The sequence below is a fragment of the Streptomyces sp. NBC_00513 genome (assembly GCF_041431415.1).
In the GTDB taxonomy this organism is placed as follows: domain Bacteria; phylum Actinomycetota; class Actinomycetes; order Streptomycetales; family Streptomycetaceae; genus Streptomyces.
Map to the genome: position 1 here is coordinate 4,514,074 of NZ_CP107845.1, position 12,461 is coordinate 4,526,534.

Sequence of the window (12,461 nt, forward strand, 5' to 3'; positions counted from 1 at the left end):
CGGAATCGACCGCCGTGCCGTTGTGCGTGCTGGTGGAAGCGGGTCCGGCGTGGGCCCGTACGGGGAGGTGTGGAGGCGAGTGGTGGAGCAGCTGACGCAGCACGACCCGAGACGGATCGGCCCCTTCGAGGTGCTGGGACGGCTCGGCGCCGGCGGCATGGGGCTGGTCTATCTCGCGCGGTCGGCGTCCGGACGTCGGGTCGCGATCAAGACGGTGCGGACCGAACTCGCCGAGGACCAGTTGTTCCGGGTGCGCTTCACCCGCGAGGTGGAGGCGGCGCGCGCCGTCTCCGGCTTCTACACCGCCGCCGTCGTCGACGCCGACCCGCGGGCGGCGGTGCCCTGGCTGGCCACCGCGTACGTTCCGGCGCCCTCGCTGGAGGAGATCGTCAACGAGTGCGGGCCCATGCCCGCCCAGGCCGTGCGGTGGCTCGCGGCGGGCATCGCCGAGGCCCTGCAGTCCATCCACGGCGCCGGACTCGTCCACCGCGACCTGAAGCCGTCGAACGTGCTCGTCGTCGAGGACGGCCCGCGCGTCATCGACTTCGGCATCGCCAGCGGGGTCTCCAACACCCGCCTGACCATGACGAACGTCGCCGTGGGCACCCCCGCCTACATGTCGCCGGAGCAGGCCAAGGACTCCCGCAGCGTCAAGGGCGCCAGCGACGTGTTCTCGCTCGGCTCCACGCTGGTCTTCGCCGCGACCGGTCACCCGCCCTACCACGGCGCGAACCCCGTCGAGACGGTGTTCATGCTGCTGCGCGAGGGTCCCAACCTCGAAGGGCTCCCCGACGAGCTGCGGCCCCTCATCGAGTCCTGCATGCAGATGGAGGCCGGTCGGCGCCCCAGTCCCGCCGACCTCCAGGCGCAACTGGCCCCGCACCTCTTCGACGGCGACGACGACAGCGGTACCGCCTCGGCGTGGCTCCCGGGGCGCGCCGTCGCGATGATCGAGGCCCGCCGCGCGGGCCTGCGCACGGCGGCCGTCCCGTCCGGGCGTTCCGCACCCGGTCGCCCCGCGCCGGGCCGGCCCGCCTCCGGGGGCGGCCAGGGGCCGGCCTCCGGCCCCTCCACGCACCGCCGCCAGCGCGGCGCCGACCCCTGGGCGGACCCGCGGACCGGCCAGGCCGCCCCGCCGCGCCCGCACCACCCGCCGCAGCCGGGCCTGGTGCCCTCCGGCGATCCCGTGCGGCTCGGCGCCTCGCCGGTGCCGATCGGGCCCGGGCCGCGTGCCACGGCCGCCGCGTCCTCCGCGATGGTGGCCGACACGGCGACCGGCTGGATCCGGCCGCCCGGCGGGGGCACCGCCTCGGCGGTGGAGGCCGTGCCGGCCGTGACCGGCGCGCCCGCCGTCCCGAGCCCCGGCCCGTCCCCGGACAGCGGCCGCTGGCGCCCGTGGCGCTTCCGCATGTCCAACGAGGTCTGGGGCACCCCGACCGTCGCGGGCGATCTGCTGTACGTCACCTCCTTCGAGGTGCACGCCCTGGACGTCGGCAGTGGCCGCAGGCAGTTCAAGACCCGCGACGTCGCCTGGTCGATGGCCGTCTCCGACGGCCGTATCCACGCCTCCGACGGGCCCTCCCTGTACGCGCTGGACTCCTCCGACGGCTCCGAGCGGTGGCGGCTGGCCACCGATGCCTGGGTGTACGCCCTGCGCGCCGACCGGGGCACCGTCATCACCGCCACCCGCGGTGGCGGCGTGCAGGGCTGGGAGGCCTCCAACGGTCAGAAGCTGTGGGAGCTGACCGGCGCCCAGTCCGACTTCGAGACGCCCGAGGCGGCTCCCGTCCTGCACGAGGGCACCGTCTACGTGTGGCAGGACGCCCGGCTGCGCGCCCTGGACGCCCGCAGCGGCCTGGAGGCCTGGTCGTATCCCGTCGGAGACGCCGCCGCGTGCGGCAACGTCCCCGTACGCGTCACGCCGGCCCCCGACGGCAACGTCTACGTCGCCGCCGGCACCCGCGTGCTGTCCGTGGACCGGGCCTCCGGCCGGGTCCGCTGGCACTTCGAGGCCCCGGCGGTGTTCCTGGCGGCCCCGGCGTTCGCGCCGGGCGCGGCCGTGACCGGCGGCGGGGTCTACCTCGTCGACTACCTGGGCACCGTGTACGCCCTCGACGCGGTCACCGGCAAGGACCGCTGGCGCATCGCCACCGAGCCCCGGCAGTCGGCGGACCCGGTGGTCGTGGCCAACGGCAACGTCCACCTGGGGTCGGGCAGCGCCCTGTACACGCTCGACGCGGTCACCGGCACCCCGAAGTGGCGGTTCGCGGCGGGCGGCGAGATCACCGGCCTGCCGGCGGTCGCGGACGGCCGGGTGCACTTCGGCTCGGCGGACCACTGCCTCTACACCCTCGACGCGGCGGGCGGTCAGCTCCGCTGGAAGCTGGCGACGGGCGGGGAGATCACCGGGGCTCCGGTGGCGGAGGCGGGGGTGGTCTACGCGTGCAGCAAGGACCGCTGCGTGTACGCCCTGGACGCGGCGAAGGGCACGGGTACCCGTACCGGCACGTGACGGCGCCGCGGCCCCGCCGATTCGCGTACCGCACCGGGAGTGACAGGATGGACCCCATGAGCAACGTTTACTTCGACATCAACATCAACGGCGAGGCCGCCGGCCGCATCGTCTTCAACCTCTTCGACGAGGTCGTTCCGAAGACGGCGCAGAACTTCCGCGAGCTGGCCACCGGCCAGCACGGCTTCGGCTACGCGGGTTCGCCGTTCCACCGCGTCATCCCCCAGTTCATGCTGCAGGGTGGTGACTTCACCAACCAGAACGGCACGGGCGGCAAGAGCATCTACGGCGAGAAGTTCGCCGACGAGAACTTCGACCTGAAGCACGACCGCCCGTTCCTGCTGTCGATGGCGAACGCCGGCCGCAACACCAACGGCTCGCAGTTCTTCATCACCACCGTCGTCACCCCGTGGCTCGACGGCAAGCACGTCGTCTTCGGCGAGGTCGTCGAGGGTTCGGACCTGGTCCAGAAGATCGAGTCCCTCGGTTCCCAGTCGGGCGCCACCCGCGCCAAGATCGAGATCGCCGCCTCGGGCGTCGTCGAGAAGTGATCTGACCCACCCGCGTTCGCGCCGGACGGCCCCGCCCCCTTCGGGGGGACCGGGGCCGCCGCCATGTCCGGCCCTTTACCCCCGCCGGTGGGTTGGTGGGGTGGTCAGTGGTCGGTGAAGGCGGCGGCGTTCTCGCGGGCCCACCGGGCGAAGGTGCGGGCGGGGGTGCCGAGCAGGGTCTCGGTGGTGTCGGCGAGGGCGACCGGGGTGACGGTGGCGGCGGCCCACAGGTCGAGCAGGGAGGCGACCACGGGGGCCGGCATGTATCGGCCCATCTCCCGCTCGGCCTCCGCGCGGGTGATCTCCTCCACGGGGATGTCCCGGCCGAGGACGTCGGAGAGGACGGCGAGCTGCTCGCGGAACGTCAGCGACCGGGGCCCGGTCAGGGTGATCGCGCGACCGGCGAGGTCGTCGCCGGTGAGGGCGCGGACCGCGATGTCGGCGATGTCGTCGGGGTGGATGGGGGCGAGGGCGGCGTCGGGGTGGGCGAGCCGGACGGGCTGCCGCCGGCCGATGGGGTACGCCCAGCCCAGCGCGTTGCCGGCGAAGGCGTCCGGGCGCAGCAGCGTCACGGTGAACGGGGCGTCCGCCAGGGCGCGTTCGACCCGAAGGCTGTGCGAGGCGAGCGGATCGGTGTCGGCGTCGGGCGCGAGGACCGAGGCGGAGGACAGCAGGACGACGTGCTCCACCCCGGCGGATCCGGCCGCCTCGACCAGGTCGTGGATGCCGTCGGGCTCGGGGTAGAGGAACACGCGGCGGATGCCGGCGAGTGCGGCGGCGAAGGTCTCGGGGCGATTCAGGGCCAGTTCGACGGTGTCGACGCCGGCCGGGACGGCCAGTTCGGCGGGTCGGGCGCTGGCGGCGCGGACGGCGGTGCCGGCCGCGTGGAGGCGGTCGACGACCGCCCGCCCGATCCTGCCGCGGGCTCCGGTGACGAGGACGGTCATGGGAGGTCTCCATTCATGGTTGCGTACATATGCATGCTTGCACGCACGTAATTTCACGTCAACACGTATGTGGTCGATGCCATGAATGTACGATGCGGCACATGACGACGAACGAGCCGAACGAGCCGAAGACGGCCGACGAGCTGTTGGACGCCGTGGGCCCGGCCTTCTCCAAGCTGCGCCGCACCTCACTGCTGGAGGTCGAGAACCCCATCTCGGCGAAGGACCTCAGCCGCACGCTGGTGCTCAACCACGTCATGGAGGCCACCCGGGACCCGGAGCAGGAGATCACCGTCGGAGGGGTCGCCGAACTCCTCGCGGTGGATCCCTCGGTCGCGAGCCGGATGGTCACCGACAACATCAAGGCGGGCTACCTGGTCCGCGGCGCCTCCCAGCAGGACGGCCGCCGCAGCGTGCTCCACCTCAGCCCGGCCGGGCGCGAACTCATGGAACGCTTCCGTCGCCACCAGCGCTCGGCCTTCGAGTACATCACCGCCGACTGGCCGGAAGGCGAACGCCTGGACTTCGCCCGCCTCATGCTCAAGTACGTCGACTCCCTGGACGACCTGCGCCAACGCGGCCCGGCGGCCGACGCACCGCACTGACCCGACCCGACGCGCCGAACCGACGGACTACGGCTGCTCCCGCGTCGGGGGCGGCCGGTGCCACGGCTCGGTCGCCGGGTCGGCCGGCCCCGAGGGCGGCGGGTACGCGGTGTCCGAGCCCGGGGGATACGACCCCTGCGGCCGGTCGGGGGCCGGCGGGTACGAGGCGTCCGGAGGGTACGACCCGCCCTGCGGGTACGGGTCGCCCTGCGGGTGGGAGGCGGGCGGGGGGTACGGGTCGCCCTGCGGGTACGAGGTGTTCGGCGGGTACGGGGCGTCCGTGGCGGGGAGGTCCCGCGGCCGGCGGCGCGCGGGGCGGCCGCGCATCACGAACGCCGCGAGGATGAGCAGCGCGCCGCCCCCGAAGGCGTTGGCGACCCCGTCGCCGAGGCCCCCGCCGTCACCGCCGACCGAGAGGCTGCCCGCGGCCTGCCCCTGGCGGACCATCCACAGCACGGCGAAGCCGATGACGACCACGCCCGCCAGGGCCATCAGAAGCCGTGAGCGCAGCAGGATCGCGGTGAGGGTGAGGAGCGCGGCGAGGACGAACGGCATCACGAACGAGGCGAGCAACGCGCCCCTGGCGTCGGTCACGCCGGCCGACGAGAAGAGGTCCGCGAGGCGGTAGTCGCGCCCGTGCCGGCCCTCGTACCAGACGCGGAAGGGGCTCCACACGGCGACCGCCGCCCCGATCAGGCCCAGCAGGGAGCCGAGTACGTTGCGGATCAATGCCCGGCCCTCCGAGGTAGCGGTCCTGATCGAGCGGTCGTGATCCCGACGCTACGCCCCCGTCCCCCGACCCCGCACGCCGGACGGGGCGGGCGGGGGCGGGGGCGGGGGAGGGTTGGGCGCCGGCGGGGCGCCCGACGGGTGGGGCGGCTCAGGGGGTGGTGGGCGCGGCTTCGACGCGGGCGCGCAGGGCCTCGTTCATCGCCTCGAAGTCCCGGGCGTTCCTCGTCAGGAGCCTGCCGAGGAAGGGGGCCAGCAGCCCGCGGACGCGTTCGCCGTGCTCCAGCCGGGTGGTGCGGCCCGGACCCTCGGCCAGGTGGAAGAAGTGCTCGGTGTCGAGGAGGCCGGGGACGAGGGTCCGGCGGACCCAGCGCAGTTCGGCGGCGGGCCGGGCCGCCACGACCCTCGGTCGCAGGGTGACCGGGTCGCCGGCCTCCGGGTACGTCCGCAGGGTCAGTCGCCCGCCCGGGACCGGCTCGCCGTAAGCCTCGCGGATGTACGGGTTCCACGTGCAGTGGCGGGGCAGGTCGGACAGCGTCGCCCAGACCTCTTCCGGTGTCGCGTCGATGGTGATGGTGGTGGAGATGGTGCGCACTGGTGCGGTGCTCCTCGTGGTGGTCGGTGTGCACCGAAGGGACGCGGGGGTGTGCGGTTCCGCCACCGGGTTCGGTCGTCGGGATGGAACCACGGATTCCGTCCGCCGTGGCCGGCGGCCCGGGGATCTTCGCCAGCGGCGGAGAGAGCGGAATCAATTGTTCCGGTCATGGGTGGACGAATGCCGATACGTCCGGCCGGCCCGTCGCTTCGACCCCGCCCACCGGCCCGCACGGCTGGTAGCGTGACGCGCCGTTGCCCAGGGGAGGGGTCAGGCCATGGTGGCTGGACGTCGTGTCAGGTTCATCGCCGTCCTCGTGGGGGTGGTGCTCGCGCTCACCGGTTTCTCCTCGCACGGCGGGTCGAGCGGCAAGAGCAAGAGCAAGAGCGGTGGAGGAGGCTGCTCCAGCTCCAAGAGCGGCTCCAAGAAGAAGTCCTACAGCGGGAGCAACAGCAACAGCAGCAGCAGCGGTGGAAGCGGCAGCGGGAACTCGACGTCCTCGCCCACCCCGACCGCCGCCGGCGCCCGCGCGGAACTCGTCACCTGCGCCGCTCCGGGCCGGCCCGAGGCCACGCTCAAGGTCACTTCCGTGTCGGGTGTCGAGGGCACCTTCTCGGTGTCCGTGGTCTTCGAGGGCGCGAACGGGCGGGTCGACTCCGGCTCCGCCGAGGTGCGGCTGAAAGCCGGCGAGAGCCGCGCCGTGGACGTGCCGATGACGTTCCCGGACCGTGTCGCCGACGTCCTGCGGTGCGTGGTCGGGCGGGTCGAGACCGTCTCGTCCTCGACCGCCCGCCCGTCGTCGACCCCGAGCAGGGGCTCCGGCGGCACCTCGGGGTCCACGTCCACGAGCAGGCCCAAGACCACGACCAAGCCGAAGCCGCGGTCCAACCGCTGAGCCTGGGCCACCGCACCCGGCCGCCGCGACCGGCCCCGCCGTGACCGCCCGCCGGCACGCCGTCCGTCGGGCCGGTGACCGGTCGCCGCCGCGCGGTCAGCGCACCCGCGGTCGCGGTGCCGATCGCCGGTCGGTGAACAGGGCCGCCTGTCGCTCCGGCGGCAGGTTGCCCAGGGTGATCAGCGCCGGCGCCTGGTCCAGGGCCTGGTGCAGCGCGGCCCGTTTCGCCGACCAGAGCGCGCGCACGGTGCCCTGTACCGCCTCCGTCGGATGGCCGGCCAGGATCTCGGCCGACCGAAGCGCCGCCGGCAGCAGTTCCTCGGGGGCGGTGACCTCCGAGACGAGGCCGATCTCGTACGCCCGCCGCGCGGAGAGCCGTTCGGCGGTGCCCATCAGCGACATCCGGGCGACCTCGCCGAAGGGCATGCGCTGTGCCATGTACACGGCCTCGTAGGCGCTGACCATCCCGTAGCTGGTGTGCGGGTCGAAGTACGTCGCCGTCGACGAGGAGACGATGAACTCCGACTCGCCCAGCAGGTAGAACGCCCCGCCGCACGCCATGCCGTTGACGGCGGCGACCACCGGCTTCCACAGGTCGGCCGCCTTGGGGCCGATGGCGATCAGCGGATCGTCCATCGCGTACGGGGACGCGGGCTGCGGCACCTCCACGGACCGGTCGACGCCGGTACAGAAGGCCGCACCGCCCGCGCCCGTGAGCACCACCGCCCGCACGTCCTCGTCGAAGCGGAACTCCCGCCATGTGGACGTCAGTTCGGCGGCCGTGGCCAGGTCGACGGCGTTGTGCCGGTGCTCCCGGTCCAGGGTGACGACCGCGACCCCGGTCGCCTTGTCCCGCTCCACCCGCACGGTCACGACTTCTCCAGGACCCAGCGCGGCACGGCGATCCCGCCGGTCTCGGTGAACACGACCTGGACCCGCGCCCCGATCCGCAGCCGGGCCGGGTCCACCGAGTCCAGTGGGGCGTCGGCCGAGGTCACGAGGTTGCCGGCCAGTCGGATGTGCGGGGCGTCGGCGAGCTCGACGAGGATCACGTTGTACGGGGCCTGCGCGGCGTAGGCGGGCAGCAGGGGCGGGTGCGGCCGGACGTAGGACCAGATGCGGCCCCGGCCGTTGGTCGGCCGCCACTCGGAGGCGAAGGACCGGCAGTGCGGGCAGCACGGGCGCGGCGGGAAGCGGAGTCTGCCGCAGTCGGAGCAGGCCTGGACGCGCAGTTCGCCCCGGGCGGCGTACTCCCAGAAGGGGGCGCCGTCCTCGTCCGGCACGGGCAGGAGGAGCGCGTCGGTACCGGGAACGACCGCGCCCGGAGCCGAGGCGGAGGCAGGCGTCGCGGGCGGGGTCGACGCGGCGGGGGGCGTCGCGGAAGGGGTCACGGCGGCGGTCACGGGGATCAGCTCCTCAGCAGGATCGCGGACGTCGGGACACCCTCGCCCGCCGTCACCAGGCAGGTCGCGGCGTCCGGCACCTGGGCGGTGGAGACGCCGCGCAGTTGCTTCACGCCCTCGTTGATCAGGTTGAAGCCGTGGACGTAGGCCTCGCTCAGTCCGCCGCCCCCGGTGTTGATCGGGAGCCGGCCGCCCATCTCCAGCGCCCCGCCCTCGGTGAACGCGGCTCCCTCGCCGCGCCCGCAGAAGCCGTAGCCCTCCAGGGAGAGCGGGATCAGCGGGGTGAAGGCGTCGTAGATCTGGGCGACGTGCACGTCCTCGGGGCCGAAGTCGGCCTGCTTCCACAGGTGCCGGGCGGCCGTCCAGGCGGGGCCGGAGAGCGGGTCGTCGTTCCAGTAGTTGACCATTCCGTGGTGCTGGGCGGGCAGGCCCTGGGCGACGGAGTGCACGTAGACGGGTCTCTGGCGGCAATCGCGGGCCCGTTCGGCGGAGACGATCACGCAGGCGAGCGCCCCGTCGGTCTCCAGGCAGTTGTCGAAGAGGCAGAGCGGGTCGCTGATCATGCGGGAGGTCATGTACATCTCGCGGGTCAGCGGGCGCTCGTACATCATCGCGGCGGGGTTCTCGTTGGCCCGGTTGCGGCAGGCCATCGCGACGTTGAACAGGTGATCGCGGGTGGCCCCGTACTCGTGCATGTAGCGCCGGGCCAGCATGGCTATCTCATCGGCCGGGCGCAGCAGTCCGAAGGGGCGGGTCCACTGGCCGGGCGTGGGCAGTTGCACGGCGGTGTTCTTCCACGGGCGCGGGCCGGAGCCGCGTTTGCGCGAGCGCCAGGCGACACCGACGGAGGCCTGGCCGGTGGCCACCGCGGCGGCGAGATGGCCGACCGTGGCGCAGGAACCGCCGCCTCCGTAGCCGACCTTGGAGAAGAAGGTGACGTCGCCGGCGCCGATGGCCTTGGCCACCTCCACCTCGTCGGTCTCCTCCATCGTGTACGAGGCGAACGCGTCCACCTCGCCGGGGTCGATGCCCGCGTCCGCGAGCGCCGCGAGGATGGCCCGGCAGGCCAGTTCCTTCTCGGAGCCCGGCAGTCGTTTGGCAAAGGGGGTCTGGCCGATGCCGACTATTGCCGTAGCGTCCTTGAGCGTTGCCGCCATCGCCACCTCCGGGGCTGCACCAGTACTGACAGCCGCGAAGGCTACAGCTAATCTGACGGATAGTCAGCTACTGGGCATCGGGGAGGGCGCACGATGGGCGAACACCGGCGCGACGACGACACCACGCGGGGCGACGCGCGAACCACCGGGCGAGGCACCACGCGGGGCAACGCCAACGACGGCCCTTCCGGCGCCGGCGGGAACGAGGACCCCCGCGGCGACCTGCGCTGGCGCAGCATCCCCGGCCTGGTGCGCGCCGCCGCCGCCCGCCACGCCGACCACGAGGCCGTCGTCGACGGCCGCGTCCGCGTCAGCTACGCCCAGCTGGGAGAGCGGGTCGAACGCGCCGCGGCGGCCTGCGTCGCCGCCGGCGTCGAACCGGGCGACCGGGTCGCCGTCTGGGCGCCCAACACCCTCGACTGGATCGTCTCCGCGCTCGGAGCCGTCTCGGCCGGTGCCGTCCTCGTCCCCCTCAACACCCGCTTCAAGGGCGCCGAGGCCGCGTACGTACTCCGGCGCAGCCGCGCCCGACTCCTCTTCATCACCGGCACCTTCCTCGGCACCTCCTACGTGGCCTCCCTGCGCCGCGCCACCGCCGAGGGCGCCGGCACGGGCCCGCTGCCCGGGCTGCCGCACCTGGAACAGGTCGTCGTCCTCGCCGACGATGCCCCCGAGTCCTTCCGCACCTGGAAGGACTTCCTGGCGGGCGGAGACCGTGTGCCCGCCTCCGTCGTCCGCGAACGCGCCGACGCCATCGCGCCCGACGCCCCCTCCGACATCATCTTCACCTCGGGCACCACCGGCAGCCCCAAGGGCGCCGTCATCACCCACGCCCAGACCCTGCGCTGCTACGAGGTGTGGAGCGAACTCGCCGGGCTGCGCGAGGGCGACCGCTACCTGATCGTGAACCCCTTCTTCCACACCTTCGGCTACAAGGCCGGGATCATCGCCTGCCTGATGCGCGGGGCCACGATGGTGCCCCAGTCCGTCTTCAACATCGACACCGTCCTGGCCAACGTCGCCGCCGAACGGATCTCCGTGCTCCCCGGCCCGCCCACCCTCCACCAATCCCTCCTCGACCACCCCCAACGCGACCACCACGACCTGTCCGCCCTGCGCCTGGTCGTCACGGGCGCCGCCGTGGTCCCGCTGCGGCTCGTCGAACGGCTGCGGGGAGAGCTGCGCATCGGGGTCGTCCTCACCGCGTACGGGCTCTCCGAGGCCGGCGGCATCGTCACCATGTGCCGGCGGGGCGACCCGGCCGAGGTCATCGCCGCCACCTCCGGCCGGGCCATCCCCGACACCGAGGTGCGCGTCGCCGGCCCCGACGGGCTGCCCCGACCGGTCGGGGCAGCCGGCGAGGTGTGGGTCCGCGGCCACCACGTCATGCGGGGCTACTTCGAGGACCCGGTGGAGACGGGCCGCGCCATCACCCCCGAGGGCTGGCTGCGCACCGGTGACGTGGGGGTGCTCGACCGGTCGGGGAACCTGCGCATCACCGACCGGATCAAGGACATGTTCATCGTCGGCGGCTTCAACGCCTACCCCGCCGAGATCGAGCAGCTCCTCGGCCTGCACCCGGACATCGCCGACGTCGCGGTGGTCGGCGTCCCGGACCCGCGCCTCGGCGAGGTGGGCAAGGCTTACGCGGTCCGCCGCCCCGGCTCCACCCTCACCTCCGACGACCTGATCGCCTGGTCCCGGCGGGAGATGGCCAACTACAAGGTGCCGAGAGAGGTGGAGTTCGTCACGGACCTGCCGCGCAACGCGAGCGGCAAGGTACTCAAGACGCGACTGCGCGCGCGCCCCGCCTGAGAAGACCGCCGGTGCCCCCGGCCGGTGATCAGCCGGAGGCCGACGGTCGGCCGGCCGACCGTCGGGCCAGCGCGAGGCGCCAGCGGGGGGCGCCGTCGGGGCGGTACCCGAAGTGTTCCAGCGGGGTCGTCTCCACGGTGAAGCCCGCCGCGCGGAGGTCCGCACGGACCGGACCCCAGGGGAAGGTGCGGTAGTACATGACGAACGGCGGCCGCCACACGGCGTTGCGCACCCGCATCGCCGCGTCGAAGCCGGCCGTCGCCCACCACAGCGGCGAACTCGGCGGCAGCGGGGCCCCGACGGGGAAGGCGAACACCCCGCCGGGACGCAGCGCGTCGTGCACGGCGGCGAAGAGGGCGGGCCGCTCGGCCGGCAGGAAGTGCCCGAACGCCCCGAAACTGACCGCGAGGTCGTACGTGTCCCGGAGCGTGTCGGGCAGGGCCCGCACGTCCGCCCGGAGGAGATCGACCCCCTCGGGGAGGGACCGCGCCGCCTGCGCGAGCATGCCCGCGCTCAGGTCGACCCCCGTCACCCGGCCCCGGCACAGCCGGCGCAGCATCGGCAGCCCCGCCCCGGTGCCGCAGCAGACGTCCAGCCCGGCGTCGAAGGATCCCTCGTGCAGGGCCAGGGTCTCCTCGACGGAGTCGAGGATCCGGTCGGGGGTCCGGAAGGGCGTCCCGTCGAACTTGGGCGCGAGCAGGTCGTAGCCGCGCTCGACGGAGGAGAGGGCCTGTACGGCCAGTTCGCGAAGGCTTGGTCCCTGTGAGGTGAACACGCCCTCAGCCTAATCACCGACGGCGTCGGGCCGCCGTCGCCCGCCCGCGGGGTGGCCCCGACGAGTCCGGACGCGCACGTGCGGCGGCCGCGGTGGTCCCCCCGGGCCACCGCGGCCGCCGTCCCCCGTACGTTCCCCCGAGTCGTTCCCCGTGGGTCCCCCGTACGTTTCCCCCGTGCTGTCCCCGTACGTTTCCCCCGTACGTGTCGTGCTCGCCTCCGCTACGGACGCGGACCGGACGCGTGGTTGTCCAGCGTCACGATCTCCTCGTCCGCGGCCTTGTCTTCCTGCCCGAGCAGCGGCGTACCGCCCGAGGCATGGTTGTCCAGCGGTTTGATCTCGATGCCCGACGCGTGGTTGTCGAGCGGCTTGATGTCGCCTTCCTTGGGAAGAGCGTTCTCGTTCGTCGTCATCGGATCTCCTGATGGATGAGTCGGGCCCGTTCGGCGATTCCCCCGTGGACCGCCGAACGGGTAG

13 protein-coding genes are annotated in these 12,461 nt (G+C 73.5%); 5 read left to right on the forward strand and 8 right to left on the reverse strand.

Annotated features, from left to right (window positions below):
• Positions 1-79 precede the first annotated feature (79 nt).
• Positions 80-2,512 (forward strand): PQQ-binding-like beta-propeller repeat protein, encoded by a 2,433-nt coding sequence (locus OHA84_RS20905; protein ID WP_199826593.1) that lies wholly within the window; start codon positions 80-82, stop codon positions 2,510-2,512.
• A 56-nt stretch (positions 2,513-2,568) separates the two neighbouring features.
• Positions 2,569-3,063 (forward strand): peptidylprolyl isomerase, encoded by a 495-nt coding sequence (locus OHA84_RS20910; RefSeq protein ID WP_053681176.1) that lies wholly within the window; start codon positions 2,569-2,571, stop codon positions 3,061-3,063.
• 104 nt (positions 3,064-3,167) lie between these two features.
• Here OHA84_RS20910 and OHA84_RS20915 read toward each other — a convergent pair whose 3' ends face one another.
• Positions 3,168-4,010: an NAD(P)H-binding protein gene (locus OHA84_RS20915; protein ID WP_053681178.1), complete on the reverse strand. Its 843-nt coding sequence runs from the start codon at positions 4,008-4,010 to the stop codon at positions 3,168-3,170.
• A gap of 101 nt (positions 4,011-4,111) precedes the next feature.
• On the opposite strand from OHA84_RS20915, the gene OHA84_RS20920 reads away from it, so the two are divergent.
• Positions 4,112-4,615 (forward strand): MarR family winged helix-turn-helix transcriptional regulator, encoded by a 504-nt coding sequence (locus tag OHA84_RS20920; RefSeq protein WP_053681180.1) that lies wholly within the window; start codon positions 4,112-4,114, stop codon positions 4,613-4,615.
• Positions 4,616-4,642: 27 nt separating this feature from the next.
• Here OHA84_RS20920 and OHA84_RS20925 read toward each other — a convergent pair whose 3' ends face one another.
• Both OHA84_RS20925 and OHA84_RS20930 read right to left on the reverse strand, forming a co-directional pair.
• Positions 4,643-5,344, reverse strand: coding sequence for a hypothetical protein (locus tag OHA84_RS20925; protein WP_266970282.1), 702 nt, complete (start codon positions 5,342-5,344; stop codon positions 4,643-4,645).
• A 151-nt stretch (positions 5,345-5,495) separates the two neighbouring features.
• A complete protein-coding gene (locus tag OHA84_RS20930) occupies positions 5,496-5,939 on the reverse strand; it encodes an SRPBCC domain-containing protein (RefSeq protein ID WP_266949084.1) in 444 nt (147 codons plus the stop codon).
• Positions 5,940-6,216: 277 nt separating this feature from the next.
• On the opposite strand from OHA84_RS20930, the gene OHA84_RS20935 reads away from it, so the two are divergent.
• A complete protein-coding gene (locus OHA84_RS20935; protein WP_266970280.1) occupies positions 6,217-6,834 on the forward strand; it encodes a hypothetical protein in 618 nt (205 codons plus the stop codon).
• A 96-nt stretch (positions 6,835-6,930) separates the two neighbouring features.
• Here OHA84_RS20935 and OHA84_RS20940 read toward each other — a convergent pair whose 3' ends face one another.
• The 3 genes from OHA84_RS20940 to OHA84_RS20950 all read right to left on the reverse strand — a co-directional run bounded on the left by OHA84_RS20940 (position 6,931) and on the right by OHA84_RS20950 (position 9,394).
• Entirely contained in the window at positions 6,931-7,707 is a 777-nt protein-coding gene (locus OHA84_RS20940) for an enoyl-CoA hydratase/isomerase family protein (protein ID WP_053681188.1), read from the reverse strand.
• Positions 7,704-8,123 (reverse strand): Zn-ribbon domain-containing OB-fold protein, encoded by a 420-nt coding sequence (locus tag OHA84_RS20945; protein WP_053681240.1) that lies wholly within the window; start codon positions 8,121-8,123, stop codon positions 7,704-7,706. The genes OHA84_RS20940 and OHA84_RS20945 overlap by 4 nt, the downstream gene beginning before the upstream one ends.
• 119 nt (positions 8,124-8,242) lie before the next feature.
• Positions 8,243-9,394 carry a lipid-transfer protein gene (locus OHA84_RS20950; RefSeq protein ID WP_053681191.1) on the reverse strand — a complete coding sequence of 384 codons (1,152 nt, stop codon included), beginning with the start codon at positions 9,392-9,394 and terminating at the stop codon, positions 8,243-8,245.
• Positions 9,395-9,487: 93 nt separating this feature from the next.
• On the opposite strand from OHA84_RS20950, the gene OHA84_RS20955 reads away from it, so the two are divergent.
• The gene (locus tag OHA84_RS20955) at positions 9,488-11,209 is read left to right on the forward strand and encodes a FadD3 family acyl-CoA ligase (RefSeq protein WP_078999235.1); all 1,722 of its coding nucleotides are present in this window, start codon (positions 9,488-9,490) and stop codon (positions 11,207-11,209) included.
• Between the two features lie 28 nt (positions 11,210-11,237).
• Here the strand turns inward: OHA84_RS20955 and OHA84_RS20960 are convergent, their stop codons facing one another.
• Together OHA84_RS20960 and OHA84_RS20965 are read right to left on the reverse strand one after the other, a co-directional pair.
• Positions 11,238-11,984 (reverse strand): class I SAM-dependent methyltransferase, encoded by a 747-nt coding sequence (locus OHA84_RS20960; protein WP_053681193.1) that lies wholly within the window; start codon positions 11,982-11,984, stop codon positions 11,238-11,240.
• A 221-nt stretch (positions 11,985-12,205) separates the two neighbouring features.
• On the reverse strand, positions 12,206-12,397 hold the full coding sequence (locus OHA84_RS20965; protein WP_053681195.1) for a hypothetical protein: 192 nt from the start codon (positions 12,395-12,397) through the stop codon (positions 12,206-12,208).
• Positions 12,398-12,461: the final 64 nt, after the last annotated feature.

What these genes read in the sequence shown, in the direction of transcription:
- OHA84_RS20965 (WP_053681195.1), bottom strand. Translation starts at nt 12,397, where the DNA reads ATGACGACGAACGAGAACGCTCTTCCCAAGGAAGGCGACATCAAGCCG.
- OHA84_RS20915 (WP_053681178.1), bottom strand. Translation starts at nt 4,010, where the DNA reads ATGACCGTCCTCGTCACCGGAGCCCGCGGCAGGATCGGGCGGGCGGTC.
- OHA84_RS20910 (WP_053681176.1), top strand. Translation starts at nt 2,569, where the DNA reads ATGAGCAACGTTTACTTCGACATCAACATCAACGGCGAGGCCGCCGGC.
- OHA84_RS20935 (WP_266970280.1), top strand. Translation starts at nt 6,217, where the DNA reads ATGGTGGCTGGACGTCGTGTCAGGTTCATCGCCGTCCTCGTGGGGGTG.
- OHA84_RS20920 (WP_053681180.1), top strand. Translation starts at nt 4,112, where the DNA reads ATGACGACGAACGAGCCGAACGAGCCGAAGACGGCCGACGAGCTGTTG.
- OHA84_RS20950 (WP_053681191.1), bottom strand. Translation starts at nt 9,394, where the DNA reads ATGGCGGCAACGCTCAAGGACGCTACGGCAATAGTCGGCATCGGCCAG.
- OHA84_RS20955 (WP_078999235.1), top strand. Translation starts at nt 9,488, where the DNA reads ATGGGCGAACACCGGCGCGACGACGACACCACGCGGGGCGACGCGCGA.